General features: G+C 67.5%; 25 protein-coding genes and 1 tRNA gene. 9 read left to right on the top strand and 17 right to left on the bottom strand.

The window, feature by feature from the left end; translation table 11 throughout:
- The first annotated feature begins 54 nt into the window (after positions 1-54).
- The 5 genes from glpA to BLU74_RS09750 all read left to right on the top strand — a co-directional run bounded on the left by glpA (position 55) and on the right by BLU74_RS09750 (position 6,920).
- Positions 55-1,824, top strand: a complete 1,770-nt coding sequence (gene glpA / locus BLU74_RS09770) for an anaerobic glycerol-3-phosphate dehydrogenase subunit GlpA (protein ID WP_089767083.1) — start codon at positions 55-57, stop codon at positions 1,822-1,824.
- Positions 1,814-3,088 carry a glycerol-3-phosphate dehydrogenase subunit GlpB gene (gene glpB / locus BLU74_RS09765; RefSeq protein WP_089767116.1) on the top strand — a complete coding sequence of 425 codons (1,275 nt, stop codon included), beginning with the start codon at positions 1,814-1,816 and terminating at the stop codon, positions 3,086-3,088. The genes glpA and glpB overlap by 11 nt, the downstream gene beginning before the upstream one ends.
- Positions 3,085-4,455, top strand: a complete 1,371-nt coding sequence (locus tag BLU74_RS09760; RefSeq protein ID WP_089767082.1) for an anaerobic glycerol-3-phosphate dehydrogenase subunit C — start codon at positions 3,085-3,087, stop codon at positions 4,453-4,455. Before glpB ends, BLU74_RS09760 begins: the two co-directional genes overlap by 4 nt.
- A 68-nt stretch (positions 4,456-4,523) precedes the next feature.
- Entirely contained in the window at positions 4,524-6,266 is a 1,743-nt protein-coding gene (locus tag BLU74_RS09755; RefSeq protein ID WP_089767081.1) for a hypothetical protein, read from the top strand.
- Positions 6,267-6,518: 252 nt separating this feature from the next.
- Positions 6,519-6,920, top strand: a complete 402-nt coding sequence (locus BLU74_RS09750; RefSeq protein ID WP_089767080.1) for a universal stress protein — start codon at positions 6,519-6,521, stop codon at positions 6,918-6,920.
- Positions 6,921-6,937: 17 nt separating this feature from the next.
- Here BLU74_RS09750 and BLU74_RS09745 read toward each other — a convergent pair whose 3' ends face one another.
- Both BLU74_RS09745 and BLU74_RS09740 read right to left on the bottom strand, forming a co-directional pair.
- Complete coding sequence (locus tag BLU74_RS09745) at positions 6,938-7,942, bottom strand: alpha/beta hydrolase (RefSeq protein ID WP_245705772.1); 1,005 nt, start codon at positions 7,940-7,942, stop codon at positions 6,938-6,940.
- Complete coding sequence (locus BLU74_RS09740) at positions 7,939-8,289, bottom strand: DUF8159 domain-containing protein (RefSeq protein ID WP_089767079.1); 351 nt, start codon at positions 8,287-8,289, stop codon at positions 7,939-7,941. The genes BLU74_RS09745 and BLU74_RS09740 overlap by 4 nt, the downstream gene beginning before the upstream one ends.
- 120 nt (positions 8,290-8,409) lie before the next feature.
- Between BLU74_RS09740 and BLU74_RS09735 the strand changes: the two genes are divergently transcribed.
- A complete protein-coding gene (locus BLU74_RS09735) occupies positions 8,410-9,165 on the top strand; it encodes a response regulator (protein ID WP_089767078.1) in 756 nt (251 codons plus the stop codon).
- A gap of 13 nt (positions 9,166-9,178) precedes the next feature.
- Here BLU74_RS09735 and BLU74_RS09730 read toward each other — a convergent pair whose 3' ends face one another.
- Positions 9,179-9,925, bottom strand: a complete 747-nt coding sequence (locus BLU74_RS09730; RefSeq protein ID WP_089767077.1) for an MBL fold metallo-hydrolase — start codon at positions 9,923-9,925, stop codon at positions 9,179-9,181.
- A 263-nt stretch (positions 9,926-10,188) separates the two neighbouring features.
- Here BLU74_RS09730 and BLU74_RS09725 point away from each other — a divergent pair, with 263 nt between their 5' ends.
- The 3 genes from BLU74_RS09725 to BLU74_RS09715 all read left to right on the top strand — a co-directional run bounded on the left by BLU74_RS09725 (position 10,189) and on the right by BLU74_RS09715 (position 15,029).
- Complete coding sequence (locus tag BLU74_RS09725) at positions 10,189-12,990, top strand: ATP-dependent helicase (RefSeq protein ID WP_089767076.1); 2,802 nt, start codon at positions 10,189-10,191, stop codon at positions 12,988-12,990.
- Between the two features lie 57 nt (positions 12,991-13,047).
- Positions 13,048-13,293, top strand: a complete 246-nt coding sequence (locus BLU74_RS09720; RefSeq protein ID WP_089767075.1) for a hypothetical protein — start codon at positions 13,048-13,050, stop codon at positions 13,291-13,293.
- A gap of 83 nt (positions 13,294-13,376) precedes the next feature.
- Entirely contained in the window at positions 13,377-15,029 is a 1,653-nt protein-coding gene (locus tag BLU74_RS09715) for an SLC13 family permease (protein WP_089767074.1), read from the top strand.
- Between the two features lie 38 nt (positions 15,030-15,067).
- Here the strand turns inward: BLU74_RS09715 and BLU74_RS09710 are convergent, their stop codons facing one another.
- From BLU74_RS09710 to BLU74_RS09645, 14 genes are all read right to left on the bottom strand, one after another.
- Complete coding sequence (locus BLU74_RS09710; protein WP_089767073.1) at positions 15,068-15,451, bottom strand: tautomerase family protein; 384 nt, start codon at positions 15,449-15,451, stop codon at positions 15,068-15,070.
- A gap of 105 nt (positions 15,452-15,556) precedes the next feature.
- Positions 15,557-18,352, bottom strand: coding sequence for an AAA domain-containing protein (locus tag BLU74_RS09705; protein WP_089767072.1), 2,796 nt, complete (start codon positions 18,350-18,352; stop codon positions 15,557-15,559).
- A 132-nt stretch (positions 18,353-18,484) separates the two neighbouring features.
- Positions 18,485-18,721 (bottom strand): hypothetical protein, encoded by a 237-nt coding sequence (locus BLU74_RS09700; protein ID WP_089767071.1) that lies wholly within the window; start codon positions 18,719-18,721, stop codon positions 18,485-18,487.
- Positions 18,722-18,769: 48 nt separating this feature from the next.
- Entirely contained in the window at positions 18,770-19,327 is a 558-nt protein-coding gene (locus BLU74_RS09695; protein WP_089767070.1) for a hypothetical protein, read from the bottom strand.
- A gap of 70 nt (positions 19,328-19,397) precedes the next feature.
- Positions 19,398-20,366 carry a zinc-dependent metalloprotease gene (locus tag BLU74_RS09690; RefSeq protein ID WP_089767069.1) on the bottom strand — a complete coding sequence of 323 codons (969 nt, stop codon included), beginning with the start codon at positions 20,364-20,366 and terminating at the stop codon, positions 19,398-19,400.
- 269 nt (positions 20,367-20,635) lie between these two features.
- Positions 20,636-21,790: an MBL fold metallo-hydrolase gene (locus tag BLU74_RS09685; RefSeq protein WP_089767068.1), complete on the bottom strand. Its 1,155-nt coding sequence runs from the start codon at positions 21,788-21,790 to the stop codon at positions 20,636-20,638.
- Between the two features lie 94 nt (positions 21,791-21,884).
- Positions 21,885-22,697, bottom strand: a complete 813-nt coding sequence (gene rpsB, locus BLU74_RS09680) for a 30S ribosomal protein S2 (protein WP_089767067.1) — start codon at positions 22,695-22,697, stop codon at positions 21,885-21,887.
- Positions 22,694-23,899 (bottom strand): phosphopyruvate hydratase, encoded by a 1,206-nt coding sequence (gene eno / locus BLU74_RS09675; RefSeq protein WP_089767066.1) that lies wholly within the window; start codon positions 23,897-23,899, stop codon positions 22,694-22,696. Before eno ends, rpsB begins: the two co-directional genes overlap by 4 nt.
- Before the next feature lies 1 nt (position 23,900).
- Positions 23,901-24,083 (bottom strand): DNA-directed RNA polymerase subunit K, encoded by a 183-nt coding sequence (locus tag BLU74_RS09670; RefSeq protein ID WP_089767065.1) that lies wholly within the window; start codon positions 24,081-24,083, stop codon positions 23,901-23,903.
- Entirely contained in the window at positions 24,080-24,274 is a 195-nt protein-coding gene (locus BLU74_RS09665; protein ID WP_089767064.1) for a DNA-directed RNA polymerase subunit N, read from the bottom strand. Before BLU74_RS09665 ends, BLU74_RS09670 begins: the two co-directional genes overlap by 4 nt.
- A gap of 12 nt (positions 24,275-24,286) precedes the next feature.
- Positions 24,287-24,685 (bottom strand): 30S ribosomal protein S9, encoded by a 399-nt coding sequence (locus tag BLU74_RS09660; protein WP_089767063.1) that lies wholly within the window; start codon positions 24,683-24,685, stop codon positions 24,287-24,289.
- Positions 24,679-25,116, bottom strand: coding sequence for a 50S ribosomal protein L13 (locus BLU74_RS09655; protein ID WP_089767062.1), 438 nt, complete (start codon positions 25,114-25,116; stop codon positions 24,679-24,681). Before BLU74_RS09655 ends, BLU74_RS09660 begins: the two co-directional genes overlap by 7 nt.
- Positions 25,113-25,463, bottom strand: a complete 351-nt coding sequence (locus BLU74_RS09650) for a 50S ribosomal protein L18e (RefSeq protein ID WP_089767061.1) — start codon at positions 25,461-25,463, stop codon at positions 25,113-25,115. Before BLU74_RS09650 ends, BLU74_RS09655 begins: the two co-directional genes overlap by 4 nt.
- A 167-nt stretch (positions 25,464-25,630) precedes the next feature.
- Positions 25,631-25,715, bottom strand: a tRNA-Leu gene (locus BLU74_RS09645).
- Between the last annotated feature and the right edge of the window lie 6 nt (positions 25,716-25,721).

The following is a 25,721-nucleotide window of genomic DNA, read 5'->3' as shown; positions in this document are numbered from 1 at the left end:
CAATCGATCTACCGATGAAATAAAGTGGGTCGGCTCCGAACCGTGTGTGTACGAATGGCATCGGCACCACACATCGTCGTCATCGGCGGCGGGTCGACTGGGGCAGGGATCACACGCGACCTCGCGATGCGGGGGCTCGATGTGACGCTCCTCGAACAGGGCAACCTGACGCACGGGACGACAGGGCGGATGCACGGACTCCTCCACAGCGGCGGCCGGTACGCGGTTTCCGACCAGGCGAGCGCGAAAGAGTGTATCGAAGAGAATCGCGTCCTTCGCGACATCGCGAGTCACTGCGTCGAAATGACGGGCGGCCTGTTCGTCAAGCGTCCGGAAGACTCAGAGGAGTACTTCCAGGAGAAACTCGAGGGCTGCAAGGACTGCGACATCCCCACGGAGGTCCTCTCTGCGGAGGAAGCGCGCGAGATCGAACCGCACCTGGCGGGCGACATCGAGAAGGCGATCTCGGTCCCCGACGGAGCGGTCGATCCCTTCCGACTCGTCGTCGCCAACGCGGCGAGCGCCCAGGAGCACGGCGCGCGGATCGAGACGCACTCGACGGTCACTGATCTGCTCGTCGAGGACGGCGAGGTCGTCGGTGTCGAGGTCGAACACGCCTCGGGGTCGGGCGTCCGGGTCCACGGGACCGAGGGCGGCACCGAAGAACTCCGCGCCGACTACGTCGTCAACGCGACGGGCGCGTGGGCCGGCCGCATCGGCGAGCTGGCCGGCGTCGACATCGAAGTCCGCCCCTCGAAGGGCGTGATGACGATTATGAACACCCGACAGGTCGACACCGTCATCAACCGCTGTCGGCCGAAGGGCGACGCCGACATCGTCGTTCCCCACGAGACGACGTGCATCCTCGGGACGACCGACGAGGAGGTCGACGACCCCGAAGACTACCCCGAGGAGGGCTGGGAGGTCGATCTGATGATCGAGACCCTCTCGGAACTGATCCCGATGCTCGAGGACGCCCGGACGATCCGCTCGTTCTGGGGCGTCCGCCCGCTGTATGAACCGCCGGACGTCGGCAGCGACGACCCGACGGACATCACGCGCGATTACTTCCTCCTGGATCACGACGAGCGCGACGATCTGGGCGGAATGACGAGCATCGTCGGCGGGAAGTTCACTACCTACCGGATGATGGGCGAGGAGATCTCCGATCACGTCTGCGCGCAGTTCGGCATCGACGCCGAGTGCCGCACGGCCGAGGAACCGCTGCCGGGCAGCGAGGACTTCTCGGTCCTCCGGGACTATATGGACGAGTTCGGGCTCCGGTCGCCGATCGGCCGTCGGAGCGTCGAACGGCTCGGCTCCCGCGCCGACGACGTCCTCGACGTCTCCGGACCGAACCCGACGGTCTGCGCCTGCGAGGGCGTCACGCGCGCCGAGGTGCAGGACGCCATCTCCCAGTCGGGATCGGACCTCAACGCCGTGCGGATCCGCACGCGCGCCTCGATGGGGAACTGTCAGGGCGGGTTCTGCTGTCACCGGCTGGCGAACGAACTCCACGGCGAGCACGACGAACCGACGGCCCGGGCCGCCTGGGACGAACTCCTCCAGGAACGCTGGAAGGGCCAGCGTCACGCGCTGTGGGGCGAGCAGCTCTCGCAGGCGATGCTGAATTACGCGCTGCACGCGACGACGCAGAACCGCGATCACGACCCGGCCGACGGGGAGCACGAGGTCGAGTTCGCCGCTTTCGACAGCGGTGCGCCCGACGCTGGACCCGAAGGCAAGGCCGGCACCGGGAGGGCCGACTCCGGGATCGATGGAAGCGACGCCGTCGCCGACGGGGGGCACGAGCGTGGCGATTGATTCAGACGTCCTGGTGATCGGCGGCGGGATCGCGGGCCTGACGGCCACGCTCGCTGCGGCACGGGCGGGCGCGGACGTGCGACTCGTCTCCTACAAGCAGAGCACGCTGCGGAACGCCTCGGGCCTGATCGATATCCTGGGATATCTGCCCGACAGCGACGGCCCGGTCGTCGATCCCTACGCGGCGATCCCCGACCTACCGAGCGAGCACCCCTACCGGATCGTCGGAACGGACACCGTCGAAGAGGCGATGGCGCTGTTCGACGACGCCGCGGCCAACTACCGCGGTGGGCACACGGACGCCAACGCTCTCCTGCCGACGCACGGCGGGACGATCAAACCGACCGCGCGCTACCCGGCGAGTGCGAGCGCGGGCCTCGCGAGCGACGAGCGCGACGTCCTCCTCGTCGGCTTCGAGGCGATGACTGACTTCGACGCGCCACGGGCGGCGTCCCACCTCGCGGCTGCGGACGTCCCGTTCGAGGTGCGCGGCGTCACCATCCGATTCCCCGGGGACCTCCGCGCCGACGCGAAGGTCACCCGGTACGCGAAGCTGCTCGATACAGACGGGACGGTGACGGTTCGCGGCCGTGATCGGCCGGTCCGCGAGGCGCTCGCAGAACGGGTGAACCCGCACCTCGAAGGAGAGGAGCGAGTCGGCTTTCCGGCCGTCCTCGGCGACGACGCGGCCGGTGCTGTGCGGGAAGCGCTGGCCGAGCGACTCGGCGCGGCCGTCTTCGAGGTCCCGATGGGGCCGCCGTCGCTGCCGGGACTGCGACTCGAAGACGCGCTGTTCGACGCGCTTGACGCCGCCGGTGCGAGGTTCGAAACCGGCAACCCCGTCGTCGGGTTCGACGGCGACGGCGAGATCGAGCAGGTGTACGTCGAGAAGAACGGCGCGGAGATTCCCTACGCTGCGGACGAGTACGTACTCGCGACAGGCGGACTCGTTGGGAAGGGTATCGAGTCCGAGCGCGACGAGGTCTACGAGCCGATCTTCGGCTGTCATATCGCCCAGCCGGACGACCGGTACGCGTGGTCCGAGCACGACGCGTTCGGCGACCACGAGTTCGCGCGGTTCGGTGTCCAGGCGGACGCTGAACTCCGGCCGACCGACGCCGCAGACGACGTAGCGTACGAGAATCTCAGGGCCGCTGGCTCGGTCCTCGGCGGCTACGACTTCGCCGCCGAGAAGTCCGGGAGCGGCGTCTCGATCGCGACAGGCTACGCCGCCGGCCGAAGCGCGGCAGCGAGGGTACGATGAGCGACGCAGAATCTCCGTCAACATTCGATCCGGTGGAACCGAACGCGGGCGAGGACTTCGAACCGGTCGACGTCTTCCCCGATACGAACGAATTCGACCTGCGCCCCGGCGCAGACTCGTGTTACAAGTGCTCGACGTGCGACACGAACTGCCCGGTCGCGGAAGTCGACGACGACTTCCCCGGCCCGAAGTTCCAGGGGCCAGAGCAGTGGCGGCTCAAGCGCCAGGAGGACGATCACTCGATCGACGATTCGATTATGGACTGCTCGAACTGTATGCGCTGTGATAACGCGTGTCCTTCGGGCGTCCCCCTCTCACAGATGCACAACACCGCTCGCGGCGAGTACGTCGCAGAGGAGATGTCGAAGACGTCGATCGAGTACTGGCGCAACCGGATCCTCGCGAACTACCGCACGTCGGCGTGGCTGGCCAGCAAGGTCCCGCGCCTCGCGAGTTTCGCGATGAACTTCGGGCCCGCGCGGTGGGTGATGGAGAAGACCCTGGGAGTGACGAAAGAGCGCGACTTCCCCGAGTTCGCGACCGAGACCTTCCGCGAGTGGTGGGAGCGGGAAGGCGCGGCCGCCGGGTCGCGAGAGCGCGCGAGAGATGCCCGCGAGCGCCGCGGCGAACCACGCGACGCCGACAAGAAGGTGGCGTACTTCCACGGCTGTTACTCGAACTACAACACGCCGGAGGTCGGCAAGTCGATGATCCGCGTGTTCGAGCACTTCGGCTACGAGGTCGTCGTCCCCGAGCAGAAGTGTTCCGGCACGCCGATGTTCGCCAACGGGATGCTCGACGACGCGCGCCGCCACGCCGAGGTGAACATCTCTTCGATGGCCGATCTGATCGAGGAGGGCTACGACGCCATCGCCTCCTGTACCTCCTGTTCGATGGCGCTGCGGCAGGAGTACCCCGAACTGTTCGACATCGACGGCGTCGAGACGGTGGCCGAGAACACCTTCGAGTCCGTCGAGTACCTCCGTATCCACGAGGACCTCACCGACGAGATCGAGGCGGCCGCGGTCGACGGGGATCTCGCGCGCGAGTTCGCGTACCACGCGCCGTGTCACGCCCGGAACCAGGGACTCGAACGGCAGGCCGTCGAGCTGTTCGGCGATCTCGACGGCGTCGGCGTCGAGGACGTCGGCGACTCCTGCTCGGGCATCTCCGGGACCTACGGCTGGAAGGAAGAGAAGTACGAGAAGTCGATGGAGATCGGCGACGAGATGTTCGATCATATGGAAGACGCCGGCGGACAGACGGGGATGACCGAGTGTCCGACGTGTGCGATGCAGATGGAACACGGGACCGGCTACGACATCCGCCACCCGCTGGAACTGCTGGACGCCGCGCTCGTCGAGTGAACGACAGCGTGCGGCCGGCGACGGTGTGACGCGTACGTTTTTCTTTCCCGACTCACGAGGGGTAGTCGATGGTTCGGCGCTTCGTCCGTTCGTGGCGGCCCCTGCTGGGGTCGGTCGCGGTCGGCGATCTGCTCTTTCGAGCCGCCGCCGCCACCCCGTGGAACAGCGTCAGCGAGCTGCTCGCCACGATCGCCGACAGCGCAGCGATTACCGCCGTGTTGAGCGCCCTCGCGGGGAATTCGTCACTCTTCGGGGTCGTGAGTTTGGGATCGCGATGGCTGCTGTACCTGATCGGGATCTATCTGCTCGTCCCCGAGTTGCTCCCCGACAGTTTCGGCGCGTGGACCGATCGGCCGGTCCCGCGAGCGCTCACGACGGGCGGCGCGTTCGGGGTCTATCTCCACTACGGCGGGGTGCTCCCCGGACCCGACGTCCTCTGGTATCCCGGATCGACCGTGCTGGTCGCGGTCGGATTCCTCGCGTACTTCGCCCACGGGGCGGACCCCTTTCGCCCGGGCGGAGAACTGACCGGGATCATCGAGACCATCGGTCTGGGCGGAACCGGCGACCCGTCGACGGAATCTGATCTCCTCGATCCCACCGAGGAGCTATCTATCCACCCGGCCGCTACGGGCGTCCGGTCGACGGCACTCAGGGCGGTCCTGGCCCCGTTGCTGAGCGTACTGCTGGCGATGATGATTGCGTTCTTCGGACTGCTGGTCTTCGTCGTGGGGCTGTTCTTCCCGCTCCCGGAGTTGTCGGTCATCGCGTGGTCCGCCTACGTGACGGTTCGCGACCGTATCTCGTGGCTCCCCGACGAGCGAGAAGGCCGGGAAGGCGACGTCGAGGCATCGATCTACGACATCGTCGGTCCGGCGTTTCGGAGCCCGATCACGGGGCTCGCGACAGTTGCCGGGGTGGCGATCGGTCTGCTGTTGTCAGCGTTGCCGCTCCTCTCGTTTTTTCGTGTGCTCGGTGCACTCAGTCTGTCGGAGGTGCGGGCGCTCGTCGGAGCGCCGGTCCGCGGCGCGCCCACGTTCGTCCTCGTCGGCGGCCTGTTCCTGTTCGGTGCCTACGGCCTGTGGTACTGGGGGCGGGTGAGCCGTCGGATTCCGGCCTTTATGCGCGTGGTCGACGGCGACGATCCCCCGACTCCGGCCGTGACGCGACCGCTGTATCTGACGGCGCCGCCCTCGTTCGTCGTCGTCGCGTTCGGTGCCCTGACTCTCGCCGCGGCGAGCCACATCCATCGCCACGCCGACGTCGAATACTGGCCGCCCGCGTACGCCCTCGCCGGTGGCGGGGTCGTGATCTGTGGGATCCTCCTCGCCGTGGGGGCCATCTGGCGAACCTGGCAGCACACGCAGGCGCACGGCCCCCAGGAGGGAACCGACGAGAACCGAACACTCCCCGTCGCGGTCGCCCTCCAGGTGCTCGCCGTTGCGGTGGCCGGACCGGTGTTTTACTCCTACGACGCGATCGTCGCCGACGGGCTCTCGGTCTACCTCGCGGAGGCGACGCGGACCGTGGGCACGGGGGGACTGCTCGTCGGGAGCGGACTGTTGCTGTTCTATCACGCGGAGATCTGGACCTGGAGCGAGTCGCTGTCGCCGTCCGGAGCCGTGATCGCTCGCGTCGGGTTTGTTGTCGCCGCCGGGGCGACGATGGCCGGTGCCGTCGGACTCTACACGGGCATATGGGCGCTTGCAGCCGTACTCGCAGGCGGGTGCTGTCTGCTCGGTGGCGTCATCGCCGTCAACGAGTACCGGCACCGGTGGGCTGACGAAGCGGCCCAGCCGTCCGGTAAGTGAAAACGCGACGAGCAAATACCGCTCCGTGTGCGGCCAGTCCCGAGGAGACGGACGACTGAGCGATGCTGCGGCGTCCTGCGGACCGGCCGACGCGCGGCAGCACACCCCCCGGGCACAGGCGGCTCCGAGCAGACGATTCCGACGACGAGTGGGGTGAACGTCCGCCGCGGGTGAACCGACAGGTCGCGGCTGTCGCAGTCGAGTCGAACCAACGGAGGTGTATTTTTATACGTCCCCCGCGGGCGTCGTAGTATGGCGACCTACGTACTCGCGACGAATCACGTCGACACGAGCGCGCAACTGTGCGATTATCTCATCGATCGCGTCTCGCGGAGCGACGAGGTACACGCCGTCAACTCGCTCCCCGGCGGCGATGAGACCAACAGCCAAGACGTCCGCGACGGCGAAGAGTCACTGAACGTCGTCTCCTCACGGCTCGCCGGTGTCACCTCCGTCGAGACGCACCAGTTCGTCCGCGGGAACGACCCGTACACCGACGTGTTGGAGCACGCCGAAGAGGTCGACGCCGACGAGATCGTCATCGGGATGCGCAAGCGGAACCCGACGGCGAAGGTGGTCTTCGGGAGCACGACCCAACGGACCCTCCTGCACTCGAATCAGCCGGTCGCCGTCGTCCCGCTCGTCGAGGTGTAGTGAGGCGACGCCGCATCTCAGGGCTCGACTGCGGTGTCGAGGAACGCCAGCCCGTGGCCGACTGCCTGTTCGACACCGTCGCCCGCGTAGAGATCGAAGTGGTCGACAGGGAGCCGCAGGAGCGTCGCGTCCGGGATCGAGTCCGCAGCCGCCTCGATCCCCTCGAGCGCGACGACGTCGTCGCGCGTCCCGCCGACGAAGAGCGTCGGACAGGAGATCCGATCGCGGTCCTCACCGGCCGTGTGTCGAGCGAGGGCGAGCAGCGACCGTCCCGGCGTCCGGTTCGTCCAGTCGGCGTCGTCGGGAACGAACTCGCGGTACGTCCGTGAGGCATTCGGGGACGACACGAGCGCTGGGCCGCGGTCGTCGTCTCGGCTACTGGACGCGACGGCGACGTCGTGGACCCCGAGCAGCGGGGACTGGACGAGGTCGCGAACGCCGGCGAACACGCCGCGGGCGAAGGAGGCGAGGCCGCGGGCGCGAAGGAACGCGCGACCGGAGAGGATCGGCGTCTGTGAGACCACCGCGCGTATTCGCGGGTCGTCGGCTGCGACGTCGAGGACCGTCCCGCCGGCGAGGTCAGTCCCCCAGAGTACGAGTCGCTCGGTAGCGACGTCGCCACGGCCGCGGAGGCCGGCGATGGCCGCTTCCCAGTCGGCCCGCTGCCGCGCCGGCGAGAGGAGGTTCCGGGGGTCTCCGTCGCTGTCGCCGGTGTGTCGCACGTCGAACCGGAAGACCGCGTAGCCGGCCGCGGCGAGACGTTCGGCGTACTGATCGAGACCGGAGGAAGGCGCACCGAGTAGCCCACCCGACAGGACGACCAGCGGCGGCTCCGCCGGCCGATCCGGCCGATAGAGGCGGCCGACGCAGCGTTCGCCCCCGCTACGGAACGTCATCCGGACGGACGAGAACTCATAGCGGGACGGCCGACGGCGGCGTCCCGAGGGCGCGACCGACGCCCGGGACCCCTCGTCTGTCGTCAGCGTGTCCCGGTCAGCGTCCGGGGTCGGAGGTGACGTCACAGGTCGTCCTCCGAGAGCGTGTCGATGACGCGGGCGGAGAACTCCTCGCCGGTGATGTCGTACTCAGCGTACTGCCGGAACCACTCGGCCTCGGCGTACCACGTGCCCTGGACGTCCTCCTCGTGGCGCAGGACCGTCGCCTCCACGCGCGTGGGGTTCCACTCGCCGTGTTCGACCGCGTCGACGAAGGTCGAGAGCGCGCGTCCCATCTCCTGGTGGTTCACCGAGACGTCGGGAAACGCGGTCAGATACACTAATTCGACCGTTTCGCCGGCGGTGTCCAGCGATTCGACGTTGATTCCGTTCGAGCGGAGTTCGCCCTCGAGGCCGGAGATGACGTCGTTCATACCCACGCATTCGACCCAGGGGGAGTAAACAGTTGCCGCGCGCCGTGCGGCCAATCGGGGAGAAGGGGATCAGTCCCGTCGGCTGATACCGCTATTTTCCACCGCTTCCAGATTTCGCGTATGACCTCGACCGGTGCGCCGCTCTCGATCCTCTACGTCGACGACGACGTGCAGTTGGGGGCGTTGGTGAAGACGTATCTGGAACGCGACTCGGCCGAGATCGAGTGCGAGGTGACGATCGAGACCACGCCCGAAGCGGGGCTGGAGCGGATTCGCTCGACTGACACGACGTTCGACTGCGTCGTGAGCGATTACAATATGCCCAAGATGGACGGCGTGACGTTTCTGGAGGCCGTCCGCGACCATCGGCCGGAGTTGCCGTTGCTCCTCTTCTCGGGCGAAGCGCCAGCCGACGTCGCCGCCGAGATCGTTCGTGCGGGACTGACCGACTACCTGCAGAAGGGGATCGGGACCGATCAGTACACGATGCTGGTCCGTCGGGTCGAACACGCCGTCGAGGGCGAGGGACAGTTCGACCCGGAGACCGAAACCGAACTCGACGGGGTCGGCATCGTGGGGCCCGACGAGCGCTTCGAGGAGGCGGATCAGACGTACGCCTCCCTGTACGGCTACGACCCAGCCGACGTCGAGGGGAGACACTGGACCGAACTCCACCCGACCGATGAGGTCGAGCACATCCGCACGCACGTCCTGCCAGTCGTCCGAGGCGGCGGGGAGTGGAGCGGCCGGAGTCGCGGACTCCGGTCGGACGGAAGCACCTTCACCGAGTCAAAGCTGGTGACCGCGCTCGACGACGATCGGCTCCTGATCGCGGTCTCGGAACTGCGTGAGAGCGACCTGAACGGGGACGACTGACGGTTCGGCATCGCTAGACTTCTACGCGGAGGCCATCGCGGGCGATAGCGACCTCGCCGTCGTAGTGCGCCCGCACGGATTCGAGCATCTCCTCGTGTCTCCCCCGGGTGTGGGGATAGAGATGCGTCAGGTAGACCCGGCCGACGTCGCGGCCGGCGAGCGCGCGGCCGAGTTGCGACGGCGTCGGGTGGTTGGAGACGTCGACGTCGTCGGGGAACGAACAGTCGTGGGCGAGGACGGCCGCGCCGTCGGCGAAGGCTGCCAGTCCCGACGTCGCCTCACCGTCGCCCGAGAAGACGACGTCGCCGGCCGCGTCGGGGGCGCTGAAGCGATACGCTAGGCAGTCCATCGAGTGCTCGGTCTCGGTGGCGCTGACCTCGAACCCAGCGACTGAGAAGGACGTCGGCCCGACCTCGCGGACGCTCAGGTCGACGCGTCCCTGCAGGTACTCGTGGACGTCGAGGAGACCGTCCAGCAGCGACTTCGTTCCCGTCGGGCCGATCACCTCGAGATGTTCCTCGCCGGCCAGCCAGCGGGCTTTCAACAGCGGCAGGAGGTCGGCGACGTGATCGAGGTGGTGATGCGTCAAGAGCACCGTGGAGACGCCCTCGTAGCCGACGTCGGTCCGCGACAGTCGGTGGAGCACGCCGCTGCCGCAGTCGACGAGGAGCGATCGGTCGGCGGATTCGAGCAGCAGTCCCGTCTGGACGCGGTCGGGGACGGGCATCGCGCTTCCAGTCCCGAGGAAGGTCAGTCGCATCGGCGGCTCTTGGGGCGGTCCGCCGATAGGCGTTCGGGACCGGCGGCGAAACGCCGACGCTCCGCGGGCAGGGGCGAACAGCCGACACAGCGGGTTCGGTCCGCTCCGGGATCGGCGTGTCGGACAGCCGCGACTCGACCCCGGACGGGTGCTACGTCACGGCAGTGCTGGTCCCGTGTTCGTATATAATCGCTCGGCGCGATTCCGCGGCGGCCCCCGATCCGGACAGAACCCACTTACCCGTGCGGCCTAACCGACACACGATGCCGAAACGCGGGCGCGAACTGCTCCGAGAAGTGGTACGGGACTCCGGCGACGCCCCGGCCGACGACGCCGTCTTCGATTTCGACCCCGAAGAAGTCGAGCTCGACGACGAATCCGTCCTCGATCGGCTCGATCCCGCCGTCCGCGAGTGGTGGGTCGAGCAGTTCGGTCCGTACGTCCCCCAGAACGGCGGGTTCTTCACCCCGCCGCAGCGGGAAGCGATCCCGCTCGTCGACGAGCGAACGAACGCGCTCGTCTGTGCACCGACCGGGAGCGGGAAGACCCTCGCGTCGTTCACCGCGATCCTGAACGAGTTGTTCGCGCGCGGTCGCGAGTCCGACGACGGACTGGATAATTCGGTGTACTGCCTCTACGTCTCGCCGTTGAAGTCACTCGCCAACGACATCCACCGGAACCTGACCGTCCCCTTGGAGGGGATCAGCGATCGGTTGGCCGACCGGGGCGAAGACGTCGAGGTCAGACACGCGATCCGGCACGGCGACACCGACAGCGCCGAACGGCAACGGATGCTCTCGGAGACGCCGCACATTCTCAACACGACGCCGGAGACCCTCGCGATCCTGCTCAACGCGCCGAAGTTCAGGGAGAAACTCCGGACCGTCGAGTACGTGATCGTCGACGAGATTCACAGTCTCGCGGAGAACAAACGCGGCACGCACCTCTCGGTGTCGCTGGAGCGCCTCGAGGACCTCGCCGACGCCTCGCCGACGCGGATCGGCTGCTCGGCGACGGTCGAGCCCCTCTCGACGATGGCAAGGTTCCTCGTCGGCCGCGACGACGACGGGACGGTGAGGGACCACGAGATCGTCGACACGCGGTTCGTCCGCGATTTCGACCTCCGGTTGGAGTGTCCGACCGACGATCTGATCAACACGCCCAGATCAGAGATCCAGCACGGATTCTACGATCGCCTGCACGAACTGATTCGCGACCACGAGAACACCCTGGTCTTCACGAACACCCGCTCGGGTGCCGAGCGCGTCCTCGAGAACCTCCGCGGGCGCTTCGACGCGTACGACGACGACAACTCCGGGTGTCACCACGGGAGCCTCTCGAAGTCGCGGCGACAGGCGATCGAAGAGGGGTTGAAATCCGGTTCGCTCGATGTCGTAACCACCTCGACGAGTCTGGAGTTGGGGATCGATATGCCGCATCTGGATCTGGTGGTCCAGGTCGGCTCCCCGAAGTCCGTCGCGTCGCTGCTCCAGCGGGTCGGTCGCGCGGGCCACAGCCTCGGCCAGACCGTCGAGGGACGGGTCTTAGCGCTCGATCACGACGAACTGGTCGAGTGCGCGGTGATGTTGCAGAAGGCACAGTCGGGGTTCGTCGATCGCGTGTTCGTCCCCGAGAAGGCTCACGACGTCGCCGCACAGCACGTCTACGGGATGGCGATCAACGCGGTCCGGCGGGAGAGAGACGTCCGACGCACGCTGCGGCGGGCGTACCCGTACCGGAACTACACCGATGGCGACTGGGAGCGACTCTGCCGATATCTCACTGCCGACTACGAGGGGTTAGAATCGAAGAACGTCTACGCGAAGATCTGGCGCGACACCAACGATCCGCCCTCGGGGCCGCACCACCACGACGAGTTCGACGTGGGCGAACCGCTCGTCGGGAAGCGCGGCCGGATGGCGCGCGTCATCTATATGACGAACATCGGGACGATTCCGGACTCGTTCACCTGCGAGGTACGCACCCGCAACGGTGACGAGTGGGTCGGCACGCTCGACGAGAACTACCTCGATACGCTCGAGGAGGGCGACGTGTTCGTCCTCGGCGGCGATCGGTTCGCCTACCGCTACCGCCGTGGGTCGAAGGTGTACGTCGATCGGACGAGCGCCCGGCCGACGGTCCCGTCGTGGTTCTCCGAGCGACTCCCGCTCTCGTACGATCTGGGGCGTGAGATCGCCTCGTTCCAGGGCGACGTGCTCGATCACCTCCGCGCGGGGGGACGCCCGGCCGTCCGGGAGTGGCTGCGCGACTTTCCGATCGGCGAGAACGCCGTCCGTGCGATCGCGCAACTGTTCGACGAGCAGCACCGGTACGCCGGGGCGGAGAGCGTCGCGACGGACGAGCGACTCGTCGTCGAAGCAGAACTGGACAGAGAGACCTACCGCCGGCACTTCTACGTCCACTCGCCGTACGGCCGGCGGTTCAACGACGGCCTCTCTCGGCTGGTGGCCGCTCGCTGTGCGAACCGGACGAACGCGAACGTGCAGATCGCCGTCGCCGACAACGGGTTCTCGCTGTCGATGCCGCTGAACCGGAAGGTCGACGTCGCGGCCGTCCTCCGAGATCTCGATCCCGCGGCCGTCAGGGCCGAACTCAGAGACGCGCTGGAGGACACCGACCTGCTGAAACGCTACTTCCGGATCGACGCCACCCGGTCGCTGATGATCCTGAAACGCTACAAGGGCTACGAGAAGTCCGCCGCCGAGCAGCAGGTGTCCGCGGAGATGCTGCTCTCGTTCGCCGAGGACCTGGACGACTTCGCCGTGATGGAGGAGACCTACCGGGAGATCATCGAGGACAAGCTCAATCTCCGCGCGATCGAGGCGGTCCTGCGGGCGATCGAGCGCGGCGACGTCGCGGTATCGTCGATCCGCGTCGACTCGCCGACCCCGCGGGCGTTCGGACTGGCGACGCTGCTCGCCAGCGACGTCGTCCTCGCGGAAGACGAAAGCGCGGTGTTACAGGAGTTCCACGCCCGAGTGCAGGACGCCATCGACGAGGGAGAGGAGGCCGCGTCCGAGCGGCCCGGGACCACGTCTTCGTGAGGACGCTCGCCGGGGCGGTCGTGAGTGTTTTTATGATCCGACGTGGAGAGTGAGGCGATGGACACCACGCCGTCCGTCGACGTCGCTGATCTCTCGCCGCTGGCGTGGCGACTCCTTCGGGTCGCTGCGGGGTATGAACAGCGGACAGTCGAACAGGAAGTCGACGACATCCTCCAGGCCCACATATCGATGCTCGAATCCGGGACCAGAGGCCTCTCGGAACTCCGCCGACAGGAACTGTTCAGACTCTATGCGGCCGAACTCGACGACGAACAGGTCGAAGCGATAGCGGCTCACTTCTGAGTGCGTTCGCTGCGGACGGGGCGAAACCGCCGGAATCCCTTCGAAAAATATTAATTATGTAGTTTCGTTAGTGGCGTGTATCAATGATACAACTGGGTAACTCGGAAGCACAGCGGCGGTTGGTGCTGTTCGCGATCGCGCTCGCCGGTACGGCAGCCATCGCGGTCGCGCCGTCGCCGGGCGCACTCCCCGTTCGGGGACAGTACGCGATCGCGACGATGTTCTTCGCCGGATTCCTATGGGTGACTGGGGCACTCCCGCTGGCGGTGACGGCCGTCTCGATTCCATTCGTTCTGACCGCGATGGGCGTCTACGACGATCTCGATGCGGCGCTCGTGGGCTTTGCCGACCACCTGATCTTCCTGTTCATCGCGGGGTTCATGTTGGCGAACGCGCTCCAGAAGTACGATATCGATCGCCGGATCGCGCTGTGGATGATGTCGAAGATGGGCTCCTCGCCGCGCCGGCTCGTCGCCGCCGTGATGCTCGCGACCGCGTTTCTCTCGATGTGGGTCTCGAACACTGCGACGACGGCAATGATGACGCCGATCGCGCTCGGGGTGCTCACGCAGGTCCTCGGCCGCGACGACGTCGCCGCGGCCGCACCGGACCCGAACACCGACATCGACGACGACGTCGCCGACGACGGGGAGGTCGTTGGCGACGGCGGTGGGACAGCCGGGGCAGTCGCCACGGACGACGGCGGCTTCACCAACCTCCAGTTATCGATGCTGCTCGGCACCGCGTACGCCGCAAGTGTCGGTGGCGTCGGCACCCTGATCGGGACGCCACCGAACGCGATCCTGGCCGCCCAGCTCAACGAGATTCTGGGCTACGAGATCGGGTTCGCGCAGTGGCTCCTCATCGGGCTCCCGATCGTCCTCGTCACGCTCCCGCTCGTCTGGTACCTCCTGACGTACCGCATCTATCCACCCCGGATCCAGAACGTCGAGGCCGCCCGCGACGAGGCCGCACGCTACCTGGCGGATGAGGGCGCGCTGAGCACGCGCGGAAAGCGGGTCGCCTACATCTTCACGGCGACGGCGTTGCTGTGGGTCGTCGGAGGGCTCGGAGATCTACTCGGGCCGTCTCTCCCGGACGTGTGGGCCACCACGATCTTCGGTGGCGGCGGGATGAGCGTCTTCGGCGTCGAGGGGCACCAGGGGATCCTCTACTACGTGATGGTCGGCCTCGCGGCGATACCCGCGTTGGTGCTCGCTGACACGATGTCGTGGGACGAACTGGTCGACATCGACTGGGGGACGATCCTGCTGTTCGGCGGCGGGATCGCACTGGCGGACGCGCTGGCCGCCACGGGCGCGACCGACTGGATCGCGAACACGGTGTTCAACTCGCTGACTGGCGCGCCGATCGTGCTCGTCGTCGGGGCGGTCGTGCTGCTTGTCATCTTCCTCACCGAGATGACCTCGAACACCGCGACAGCGACGATCATCGTCCCGGTGCTGATCAGCATCGGTGGGGTGTTCGCGGCGACGCTCGGCCTGGCTGAGGTGTCGGCCGCGGTCTTCCTTTCAGTGTCGGGCGCGGTCGCGGCGAGTTTCGCGTTCGCGCTCCCGGTCGCGACGCCCCCGAACGCCATCGTCTTCGGGTCCGGCTACATCGAACAGCGCCATATGATGCGCGCCGGCGTCATCCTGAACATCGTGATGACGGTCGTCCTGACCGGGCTGATCTGGGTGCTCTTCCGGTTCGTCTGGCCCGTGGTGTTGTTTTAATCCGCGCTCGTACACTCGCTCGCTGTCGCCGCGGCTTCTCACTCACGTTCGTCGGCCGCCCACTCGCCGCCGACGCGATCGACGCCCATCAGGTCCGCTCCCGGATGTTCGGTAAACGAAACTTTCAGATTCGGTTCGGGAACCGACCACCGGTCGGCGACGAGTTCCATAGCCGCCAGCGCGAACGACCGACGGCGCTCGAACGAGCGCCCCTCGCGAATGTCGGCACTCAGAACACAGAGCGGCCCGTCGACGGCGCGGCCGAGCGCGAGGTTCTCAACCGGGTGCTCCCGGATCGCCACTGCGACGTGATCGGTCGTCGTCGCCATCTCTTCGGCGTACAGTTCAGTCACGGTGTCGGTGACCGCTCGCTTCTCGTCCGGAGTCGGAGTGGCGGTCGTGTCGAACTGCAGGAACGGCACGGTCCCCAGTAGGGACGGTGGCGGATTATACTGTTGGACGGGAGGCGGTGCACCCGACCCCGGGAACGGACGGGACGACGGTCGCCGGTGACGGGGCGCGATCGCCTACCGCTGCGCCCAGTCGAGCAGTCGCGCGTAGAACGGATCCGACCCGAGCGCGTCGGCGTCGCCGACGAGCGTGAGCGCCTTCTTCGCTCGTGTGAGCGCGACGTTCATCCGCCGGTGGTCCTCGAAGAGCGGCCCGTCGAGGGTCCCGCTGGCGACGAACGAAACGAGGATCACCTCTTTCGCCGATCCCTGGAACCGGTCGACGGTGTCGACGGACACGTCCGTCCGGCGCGCGATCTCGGCGACCTGGGCGCGGAACGGGGCGATCACCCCGATGTCGTCGGGGTCCACGCCGGCGTCCACGTAGGCGTCCACCAGGTCGGCGACGCGGTCGGCTTCGGCGGGATTAGTGTTGCCGACCCGCTCGCCCTGGGGATCGACGAAGGCGACGGGATCTCGGAGTGCGGGCGGGAGAGCGCCCTCGTCGACGCCGAGGTCCGCGAGGCCCTGGGCCGCGACGGAGCCGCTTGCAGGACGGAGCGCCCCGTCATAGAACTCCTGCGAGGAGAAGGCCTGAATACGCTGGGCCATCCGGTACTGTCGATCGAGCAGGACCGACGCGTCCGGGTGGGCGTCGATGAGACGCTCGAACAGGGAAGTCGAGAGGGCGTTGGCATCCCCGTCGCCCGCGCCCGCACCGGCGTCGTCGTCGCCCGCGCTCGCACCGGCGTCGTCGCCGCCTGGCGTGGGGCCGGCTTGCACGACCGGCGGGAGTTGCTGGTGGTCGCCGACGAGGACGAATCGATCGGCCAGATTGGTGGCGGCCAGGGTGCTCGGTTCGGTGAGTTGTGACGCCTCGTCGACCAGTGCGACGTCGAAGGACTGCTCGCGCATCACCCGCGACCCGCAGGTGGCGGTCGTGGCGGCGACGACCGGCGCATCGCGGAGCGCTGCCGCCCGCTCGTTCGGCTCGCCACCGCGTTCGAGACGGACGTCGAGCATATCCTCGCGGACGCCGTTCTCGGTTCCGACGCGGACGACGTCCGCGACGCCGGCCTCGCGGACCGCTTCGAGCGCGTTGTCGACCGCGCGGTTGGTGAACGCCGAGAGCAAGACGCGCTCGCCGGATTCGACGAGGGTGCGGACGATCCGCGCGATGGTGTGGGTCTTGCCCGTCCCCGGCGGCCCGTGGATCAGCGCGATGTCGTCGGCGTCGACCGCCAGCCGGACGGCCTCGTCCTGGGCCGCGTTGTTGTCGACGTAGGTGCCGGGCGACGCGGCACGGTCCGCGAACACCGGGTCGCGACGACCGAAGAGCACGTCCTTCGTGTCGGGATCGCCCTTCAGGACGAAGTCGTGGAGCGCGGTGAGCATCCGATCGACCCCGATTTCGGAGGGGTACACGTCGAGTCGGCGGACCGAGAGCGGTTCGTCGGCGCGGACGACGACGTCGTCGCCGACCGCGACGATCCGGCAGAGTTCGGCGTGGCCCGCGACGGGGTCACCGTCGCTCGCGAGCGCGACGTCGCCCTCGCGGAGTTTCGAGACGGCCTCGGCGGGCTTCCGCGCGCGGAGTTCCCACCGACCGTCGTCGAGTTCGGTTCGACCTGCGGGCTCCAGATCGATCAGCGCCCGGTCGTCCGCGGCCCGCGCTTCGGCGGACTGTTCCCAGAGCTTGCGGTACTCGGCGTGGACGGCGCGGCGCTCGGCTTCGATCGCCTGATAGAACCGATCGAAGTACGCGCGCTCCGCGTCGGGCACCGGAGAGCCGATCTGGCCGGCCTTCGACTCCTGATCGAGGCGCCCGGAGACGACCATACAGGTGTCCTGCTCGAAGCAGTACTCACAGCGTGCGTCCGCCTCGTAGCCCGTCGGCACCGACGAATCGAACTCCATCGCCGCAATCTCGTTGCGAGTCCGGACGACGAAGTCGAGCAGGCCGTCACCGATCGAGAACTCCTTCGCGGGCGAGAGGTCGCCCGTCTCCTCGGTGCGTTCCAGTGCCGTGTTCTTGGTGTACAGGAGCGTGCCCGTGTCGGCGGCGACGCCCCGCTCGTCGAGGATCAGCGCGTAGGCGGCCGCCTGGATCTTGTCGTGAAAGCGGGGCTCGCGCTTGGTGTTCTTGCCCGTCTTGAGTTCGACCGGCATCCCGCGGCGGAGCGCGTCGGCGCGTCCCTTGATCCCGTAGGTGGGCGAGATCAGCGTGTACTCCGAGCGCCAGGCGTCCTCCTCGGTGAGTGTCCCCTGCGACAGCCACCCTTCGATGGCCGCCGCGTTGCGGCGGACCTCGTCGCGGACCTCCGCGGCCTCCCGTCCGAGCAGTCCCAGTTCCAGTCCGGCCTCGCCGACGCGCTCGTCGATCGACTCCGCGAGGTCGCGATCGCGGAGGAGATCGCCGAACACCTCGTGGACGATCGTCCCCTTGACCACGGGGTAGTTCAGCGGAATCCCCGAGAGTTTGTTGAGGTAGTACATCCGCGGGCACTGGACCCACGAGCGCACGTCGGTCACGTCGACGAGAAACCCGGGCTCGAGCACGACGTGGGAGTCACCAGTGGTCGCGTACGTCATCTCGCCGCGGTACTCGTCGGTTTCGAGATCGGTCGCGAGCAGTTCCATTCCCGGCTCGGCGTGCTCGACCGTGTGGGTCCACTTCCCCCACAGCGTGAGTTGGGCAGCGCCGCCCGCGACGTCGGCGTGGGACTCGCCGTCGACGTCTGGTCCGCCGTCCGCGCTCGCCCGGCCGTTCCCGGGGTTCGGACGGATCGTGACCTCCGCCAGCGAGCGCGTCCCGTAGGACGTTTCGACCTCTCGCTCGTCGTTCACCTCGACGATGCGACCGCGCAGTTTCACGTAACGTCCCTGCGGGTCGCGGGGTAAGACGCTATCGGTCGGGGCGATGGACCGGGTGCTCTCAGCCGAGGGGAACCGCGCTCGGCGGGTGTGAGGCCCGTTCCACGCGGTCCCCGACCGACGGTGGCGACCTCACCGACGCCCGCGGTCTGGTTGGGGCAGGAACTCCGCCCACCAGCGAAGCAGAAACCACAGCAGCACGGCACCGAGCACGAGCCCGGAGACGATCCCGGCGGCGATGATGACGAGCGATCCGCCGGCCTGGAGTGCGATGAGACCGCCCGAGGCCGCCACGAGGCCCACGAAACTCAGCTTAAGCCGTCGGCTGGCGATGTCGCGCTCGGAGTCGGTGAGACTCGGTCCGACCACGTCAGATCGCCCCCGAACGACAGACAGCGGGCGGTGTTGACAGCGACATCACTGGAACCCGCGGCCGACGCCGTCTTCGTCGACGAGGTCGTCGAGGTCCTTCGAGAGCAACTCGTCGGCGTCGGCGAAGGTCTCGCTCAACTCATCGAGGCGATCCGGCCGGCCGTCGAACTCGTAGTCCATCGGCCCGAACGCCGGACTGTCGAGCGCGTCCATCACGTCCTCGAAGAAGTCGTCCGGTGACGTCGGTGCCTCGGCGTGGACTTTCACGGCCTCCTCGAGGCGTTTGGCCATCGTCTCGGCGTGATCCTCGTCCTCGGGGGGCGATTGCACCGCGAAGTGCCCCGGGTCGTCGTGCTCCTCGGAGGGCAGCAGCGGTTCGAGGTCCTCGTCGATCCGGCGGGCGACGCGCCCCCCGACGCCGCGAAGTTCCGTCGGGTTCTTCGCGTACGTCTTCAGCGCGTACACGCCGGCGTTGGGGTGCCCGAGGTACAGGTCCTCGCCGAGGCCGTCGCGGCGGTCGCCGGCGACCGCTCGCCAGCCGTCGGGATCGACGCCGGCTTCGGTCACGTCTGCGAGGATGTCCTGCCAGTCTCTCACGCGCATACTCGGGGTTCGGACCCCGGTAGAAAGAGTATGACGGTTGCCGCCGGCCGGACACCGGACCCCCGACAGCCTACGGATCGACGCGAGCGAGCCACCGGTCCGGGTCGTCTAGCTCTGCGGCCGTCGGGAGGTGCTGGGGTCGGTCCCAGACCGTCCCAGCGGCCGCGAGTCCGCGGCGGTCGGCGACGGCCTCGAAGAACGCGGCTCCGCGCTCGTACTGGCGGCGTTTCATCCCGAGACCGAGCAGCCGGCGAGCCACCCGAGCCAGCGGCCCGCCGCCGCGTCGGCGCGCATCGAGTTTCGCGCGCAAATCAGCGTATTCGGCGTCGAACGCGCGGTCCATCAGTAACTCCGCGTAGCCCTCGACGGCCGTCATAGCGACGTCCAGATCCTGGAAGGCGTCCCGGTCGAACCGTCCGTTTGCGAGCATCTCGAGTCCGTCTTCCATCCGAGACTCGAGGTGGTCCGAGAGCCACGGCGCGGCACCGAACTCCGCGGCGTGGGTGACCTCGTGGAAGGCGATCCACCGACGGAACCGGGGGTAGTCGACGTCGAGTTCGCGCGCCGCCGCGACGATGTTGGGGTGAACGAAGTAGAGGCCGTGATCCGCGTCGTCGCCCTCCGCGAGGAGCAGCGGATCGTACTGACCGAGCACGTGCGAGCCGAGAAACGAGAGCACGAACGCCATCGACCCGGTGTTGACCATCCGGGTCGCGTTCGGGAAGGCGACGCTCACCTCGGCCTCGACCGGCCGCATCACGCGGCGAAAGGTTTCGACGTTGGCATCGATCCAGTGGTGACGGCTCTGGATCTCGATCGTCGCCGGGACGTCGAAGTCGAGACCGCCGAGCGATCGGAGTCGGTCGCGGGCGTCGCGGACGTCCGTCGCGTACCCGCTCCGCTCGGCCTCCGAGAGGTCGAGGTCACCGGGGTCCGTGGCGCTCTTGGCGGCCGTCGCGACGGCCGTCCAGTCGATCTGTCCGGCCCCGTCGGGATCGCTCGCGCCGGCGACCGCCTGAACGCTCCGAAGGAGATTCATACAACGTAGTTGGGGCGGGCGCGCAAAACCCTTGTTCCGGGCAGACAGTGCCGGGCGACCGGAACGACTGATCCGGGTCGGGCGACCGTTCCGTGACGGTCACGGCGTACGTCGCGCCGCAGTCGCAGACGACGATGCGGTCGGATGACTGGCCGTGCGTCCAGTCCCCACACACGCACCGAATCTGGACCGATCGAGCGGCGTTGGCGGCTATATTACGGCATCGGTACTACGACCGGACTACTGACTGTCCGTGCCGCCAGGTGGCCTCACACCGCGCAGTTGTTCGGCCCGAGTTCCAGGTCGGCACCCTCCTCGAAATCGAGTTCGAGGACGCCGCGGTTGACGTCGATGACGGTCTCGAAGTTCGGCGGTTTCTCGTTCGACTGTCCGGTGACCCGTTCGACGAACGTCTCACGATCGAGCGCGAACAGGTCCAGTTGCCCGCGGAGGGCTCCGAGCCTCGCGGCCACCAGTTCTCCCGGTTTCGCGACGCCGAATCGGCCGTCGGCGTCGACCGACACGTGGCCTGGAAGGACAGTCACGTCGTCGTCGAGCGCCGCGTAGACGTCGTGAAGCGTCTCGTAGAGCATCTCTGCACCCGCTTTCGCGCCCTCCTCGCCGAACTCTAACTCGGTCCGCCCGACGGACTCGACGAACAGCGTGTCCGCCGACAGGAGGTACTCGCCGTCGACGAGCAGATTCACCAGTTCGGTCGTGTGTCCGGGTGCCGCGAGGACCTCGACGTCGACGTCTCCCACCGAGAGCGTCTGGCCGTCCGAGACGGGCGTGAAGTCATGGACGACGTCGCGTTCGGTCGCCTCGCTGTGCAGGTAGTACGGCACCGAGACCCGCTCGGCCAGCGCGCGCCCACCCGAGAGGTGATCGGCGTGAACGTGCGTGTCGAGGACGCCGGTGACGCGGAGTCCGGCGTCGGCGGCGACGAGTTCGAACTCGTGGTCTTGCCGTGTGGGGTCGACGACGAGCGCTTCGCCCGCCGCCCGGTCGCCGACGACGTAGCCCAGACAGCCCTTCGCCCGGCGCTGGATCTGCGCGAGGAACAGGTCTCCGTCGACGTCGAGTTCGACGACGTCGTAGAGTTTACTCCAGTCTTCCATCCCCCCCTTGACCACGCTGACGTCCTCGTAGCCGCGGGCGGAGAGTTCGAACCCGAACGAGGTCGAGGCCAGCCCCTTTGCACAGATGACGGCGATCGGCCCCTCGTCGAGGAGGGCCGCGACGTCGTCCCAGGTGAACCCGCCGCCGAGGCCGTCGACGGGGTGATACGGGACGTTGACTGCGCCCGGAACGTGCCACGCCTCGAAGCTCTCTGGCGGGCGCGTGTCCACGACTGTGAGGTCCTCGTTGGCGTCGATCGCGTTCGCGAGGCCGCCGACGCTCCGCTGGGCGAGCAGTTTCGACATACACGCAGTACGCGCCGGGCGTGAATAAATCTCGTTGCTGTCGCTGGCTCCGGTCGCGGGCGGCGGGAAAAGGAACCAGTCAGCGAATCGAAATTTAGATCTCGTCCTCGAAGTCCTCGAGGGCGTAGACCGTGTCGCTACCGCGGCGGTCGAGCGTCTCGTTGGCCAGCAGCCAGTAGACGACCGACAGCGCGCGTCGACCCTTGTTGTTCGTGGGAACCACGAGGTCGACGTTGCTCGTCTGGTTATTCGAGTCACACATCGCAATGACCGGGATGCCGACCGTGATGGCCTCTTTGACGGCCTGGGCGTCCCCGATCGGGTCGGTGACCACGACCACGTCCGGCTCGATGTAGCCGTCGTAGTCGGGGTTCGTCAGCGTCCCCGGAATGAAGCGTCCGGTACGGGCTCGCGCGCCGACCGCGTCGGCGAACTTCGTCGCCGGGAAGCGGCCGTACTGCCGCGAGCTCGTGACCAGGATCTGTTCGGGGTCGTAGTTCGCGAGGAAGTCTGCGGCCGTCCGGATCCGCGAGTCGGTCTGGCTGACGTCCAGCACGTACAGGCCGTCGTCGCGGACGCGGTGGATGAACCGCTCCATGTCCTCGGTCTTCTGCTGAGTCCCGATGTGGACCCCCGCAGAGAGGTAGTCCTCGACGGGGATGAGGAGGTCGGCCTCCTCGTCGGGCATTACGTCTTCATCGAAGGCGGGCCCCTCGGACTCTGTTTCGGCCTCGTCCGCCTCGTCGGCGGCCGCGCCGTCGTCGGCGTCGACCTCGTCTGCGGCGGTCTCGGCGACCGGTTCGGTCGTCTCGGCGTCGGCCTCGGTCGCCTCGACGTCGCCCTCGGCCGCGTCGGCCTCGGATTCGTCGTCGACGACTTCGACCGCGTCGTTGTCGTTCTCTGTCATACTGCGTCGTCCGCGATGCGGATGAGTTCGTTGAGTTTGGCAGTTCGCTCGCCCTGGACCGTCCCGGTCTTGATGAAGCCGGCGTCGGTGGCCACAGCGAGGTGTGCGATGGTGGTGTCTTCGGTCTCGCCCGAGCGGTGAGAGATGACCGTCTCGTAGCCGTTCTCGGTCGCCAGTTCGATCGCGTCGAAGGCGTCCGACAGCGAGCCGATCTGGTTCGGCTTGATGAGGATCGAGTTCGCGGCGTCGGCGTCGATGCCGTCCTGCAGGCGCTCGACGTTCGTCACGAAGAGGTCGTCGCCGCAGATGAGCGTCTGTTCGCCGACGCGCGCGGTGAGGTCCGCGAAGCCCTCGTAGTCGTCCTCGTCGAGGGGGTCCTCGACGTAGACGAGGTCGTACTCGCGGACCATCTCGGCGACGTACTCGACCTGTTCGTCTGTCGATTTGACCTCGTCGCCGTAGACGTAGCCGTCCGCTTCGGCGTCGTACAGTTCCGCGGCAGCCATATCCAGGCCGAACTTGATCTCGAAGCCGAGTTCGTCGGCCGTATCGGAGACGGCCTGGTCGACGACCTCGAACGCGTCTGCGTCCGAGATCGGCGGTGCCCACGCGCCCTCGTCGCCCTTCGCGGCGGGAACGTCCCGCTCGTCGAGGAGTTCGGAGACTCGCGCGTGAACGGCGGCGTTCGCGAAGACGGCCTCGGAGATGCTCGGCGCGCCGACTGGCGCGGCGAGGAACTCCTGGATGTGAGTCGCCTCCTTGGCGTGCTCGCCGCCGCCGACGACGTTGCCGAGCGGCGTCGGGAAGGAGTCGCCGCGGAACGTGCCGCCCAGGTGCTGATACAGCGGCGCACCCAGGACGTCCGCGCCGGCCTTCGCGGCCGCCATCGAGATGGCGACCGCGCTGTTGGCGCCGATCTCCGAGAAGTCGTCGGTGCCGTCCGCCGCGTGGAGCGCGGCGTCGACTTCGCGCTGATTCCCCGCGTGGACAGCGCCGACGAGTCGGGGAATCGCTCCCTCTCGGGCCGCAGCGATCGCTTCGCTCGGCGGGAGTTCGATGGCTTCGTACTCGCCCGTGCTCGCCCCACTCGGGGCGGCCGCGCGACCGAAGCCGCCGGATTCGGTCAGGACGTCGGCCTCGACCGTGGGGTTGCCACGGGAGTCGAGGATCCGACGGAGCGAGACGTTCGTGATGAGTGTCATCTCACTCGCCCTCCCGGTTCACCGTGAACGGCAGGACGCCGGCGTCGTACTCCTCTGCAGCCACCAGGATCGGCTCGGACTGGTCAGTATCGACGAGTACCGGGGCCCCATAGGAGACCTGCAGTGCTCGCGCGCCCAGGACGCGGGCCTTCTCGTACCGATTGTACTGGGTTCGTCCGCTCATTGGTAGGGGGCCACGACGTCGACGAGGTCTTTGTGCGAGACCATCATCCGTCGACAGCAGTGCCTCTCGACCCCGAGGTCGTCGAGGACTTTCGCCGGGTCCTCGTCGCCCTCGCGGGCGCGGTCTTTGAATTCGTCCCAGTGTTCACCGACGACGTTGCCGCACGTGAAACACCGAACTGGTATCATCATAGGTGGATCACCTCAGCGGTAGGACTTCTGGTAGCGCGCTCGGGCACCCGGTCCGCCCCACTTCTTGGGCTCGGACTGGCGCACGTCGTTGACGAGCAGCGAGCGGTCGAAGTCCATATACGCGTCGCGGAGTTCGGCGTCGTTGAGATACTGCACCAGCCCGCGGGCGATCGCTGTCCGCGTAGCGTCAGCCTGTCCGGCGAAACCGCCGCCGGAGACGCTGACGTCGATGTCGACCTGCGAGCGGAGATCCTCGCCGGCGATGCGGAACGGTTCCAGCATCTTCAGGCGGGCCATCTCCGGCTCGACGAGTTCGACCGGCTGGGAGTCGATTCGGACGCGGCCCTCGCCCTCGCGCACGGTGGCGCGGGCGATGGCCGTCTTCTTCTTGCCAGAGGTATTCGTTACCATGTGACTTTTGCACCCAGGTTCTCGGAAATCTCTCCGAGCGAGAGGAACTTGATGTTCGAGAGTCGGTCGAGCGTGGTACCCTCGATCGCGTCGCCGTCCTCGTCGAAGGGGTTACCCACGTAGACGCGGACGTTGCCGACGGCCTCGCGGCCCTCGGTCTTGTCGGTCGGCAGCATCCCGCGCACCGCGCGCTTGAAGATGCCGTCCGGACGCGAGGGGTAGTTCGGTCCGCGGTCGGAGCCGACGTCCGCACGCTTGCGGTACGTCGACATCACGTCCTCCTCGGAGCCGGTAATCACGGCGTCCTCGGCGTTGATGATCGCGACGCGCTCGCCGTCGAGGGCGCGCTGGGCGACCTCGCTGGCGACGCGACCGACGATGCAGTTTCGCGCGTCGACGACGACGTCGGCGTCGAACTCGGAGAGACTCATCGAATCACCCGGACGTTGCTTCCTTCGGGGTTCTCTTCGATGGCGCGTTCGAGCGCCACCGTGTCCCCGACCTGTTCGATCTTTGTTCGAGCGGACGACGAGAAGTCGACCGCTGCGACTGTAACATTCTTCTGCAGCGCACCACTCCCCAGCACTTTGCCGGGGACGACGACGGTCTCGTCCTCGCGCGCGTACCGTTCGATACGCCCGAGGTTGACCTCCGCGTGTGTGCGCCGTGGCTTCTCCAGACGGTCCGCGACGTCCTGCCACACGTTGGCACCGGACTCACGGGAGACCGCCTTCAGCTCGGCGATGAGACTGTTGAGTCTCGGATTCGTCTTACTCATTGTCTACCTCCTGAGAGTTGGACGATCGGTGCACACTGGCACTGATCGTCCGAGAGAATTCGGAGTGCAGGGAGCAGGATTTGAACCGCTGGGAGACGCGTCGCGCCTCCCGTGGTGCAAATCGGTATGCTATGCACGCGGCTCGTCCGTTCGGTCGAGCCGAAAAGTGCAGGGAGCAGGATTTGAACCTGCGGACCCCTATGGGACAGCGCCCTGAACGCTGCGCCGTTGGCCAGACTTGGCTATCCCTGCTCGCAC

This window comes from Halobellus clavatus (genome assembly GCF_900107195.1).
Lineage (GTDB): Archaea > Halobacteriota > Halobacteria > Halobacteriales > Haloferacaceae > Haloquadratum > Haloquadratum clavatum.
Note: the sequence above shows the minus strand (reverse complement) of the source record. Positions and strands in the feature narration are given on the sequence as shown.

Excerpts from the sequence above, each read along its gene's own strand:
- glpA (WP_089767083.1), top strand. The coding sequence starts at position 55 with ATGGCATCGGCACCACACATCGTCGTCATCGGCGGCGGGTCGACTGGG.
- BLU74_RS09760 (WP_089767082.1), top strand. The coding sequence starts at position 3,085 with ATGAGCGACGCAGAATCTCCGTCAACATTCGATCCGGTGGAACCGAAC.
- BLU74_RS09755 (WP_089767081.1), top strand. The coding sequence starts at position 4,524 with ATGGTTCGGCGCTTCGTCCGTTCGTGGCGGCCCCTGCTGGGGTCGGTC.
- BLU74_RS09750 (WP_089767080.1), top strand. The coding sequence starts at position 6,519 with ATGGCGACCTACGTACTCGCGACGAATCACGTCGACACGAGCGCGCAA.
- BLU74_RS09740 (WP_089767079.1), bottom strand. The coding sequence starts at position 8,289 with ATGAACGACGTCATCTCCGGCCTCGAGGGCGAACTCCGCTCGAACGGA.
- BLU74_RS09735 (WP_089767078.1), top strand. The coding sequence starts at position 8,410 with ATGACCTCGACCGGTGCGCCGCTCTCGATCCTCTACGTCGACGACGAC.
- BLU74_RS09730 (WP_089767077.1), bottom strand. The coding sequence starts at position 9,925 with ATGCGACTGACCTTCCTCGGGACTGGAAGCGCGATGCCCGTCCCCGAC.
- BLU74_RS09725 (WP_089767076.1), top strand. The coding sequence starts at position 10,189 with ATGCCGAAACGCGGGCGCGAACTGCTCCGAGAAGTGGTACGGGACTCC.
- BLU74_RS09720 (WP_089767075.1), top strand. The coding sequence starts at position 13,048 with ATGGACACCACGCCGTCCGTCGACGTCGCTGATCTCTCGCCGCTGGCG.
- BLU74_RS09715 (WP_089767074.1), top strand. The coding sequence starts at position 13,377 with ATGATACAACTGGGTAACTCGGAAGCACAGCGGCGGTTGGTGCTGTTC.
- BLU74_RS09695 (WP_089767070.1), bottom strand. The coding sequence starts at position 19,327 with ATGCGCGTGAGAGACTGGCAGGACATCCTCGCAGACGTGACCGAAGCC.
- BLU74_RS09690 (WP_089767069.1), bottom strand. The coding sequence starts at position 20,366 with ATGAATCTCCTTCGGAGCGTTCAGGCGGTCGCCGGCGCGAGCGATCCC.
- BLU74_RS09685 (WP_089767068.1), bottom strand. The coding sequence starts at position 21,790 with ATGTCGAAACTGCTCGCCCAGCGGAGCGTCGGCGGCCTCGCGAACGCG.
- rpsB (WP_089767067.1), bottom strand. The coding sequence starts at position 22,697 with ATGACAGAGAACGACAACGACGCGGTCGAAGTCGTCGACGACGAATCC.
- eno (WP_089767066.1), bottom strand. The coding sequence starts at position 23,899 with ATGACACTCATCACGAACGTCTCGCTCCGTCGGATCCTCGACTCCCGT.
- BLU74_RS09670 (WP_089767065.1), bottom strand. The coding sequence starts at position 24,083 with ATGAGCGGACGAACCCAGTACAATCGGTACGAGAAGGCCCGCGTCCTG.
- BLU74_RS09665 (WP_089767064.1), bottom strand. The coding sequence starts at position 24,274 with ATGATGATACCAGTTCGGTGTTTCACGTGCGGCAACGTCGTCGGTGAA.
- BLU74_RS09660 (WP_089767063.1), bottom strand. The coding sequence starts at position 24,685 with ATGGTAACGAATACCTCTGGCAAGAAGAAGACGGCCATCGCCCGCGCC.
- BLU74_RS09655 (WP_089767062.1), bottom strand. The coding sequence starts at position 25,116 with ATGAGTCTCTCCGAGTTCGACGCCGACGTCGTCGTCGACGCGCGAAAC.
- BLU74_RS09650 (WP_089767061.1), bottom strand. The coding sequence starts at position 25,463 with ATGAGTAAGACGAATCCGAGACTCAACAGTCTCATCGCCGAGCTGAAG.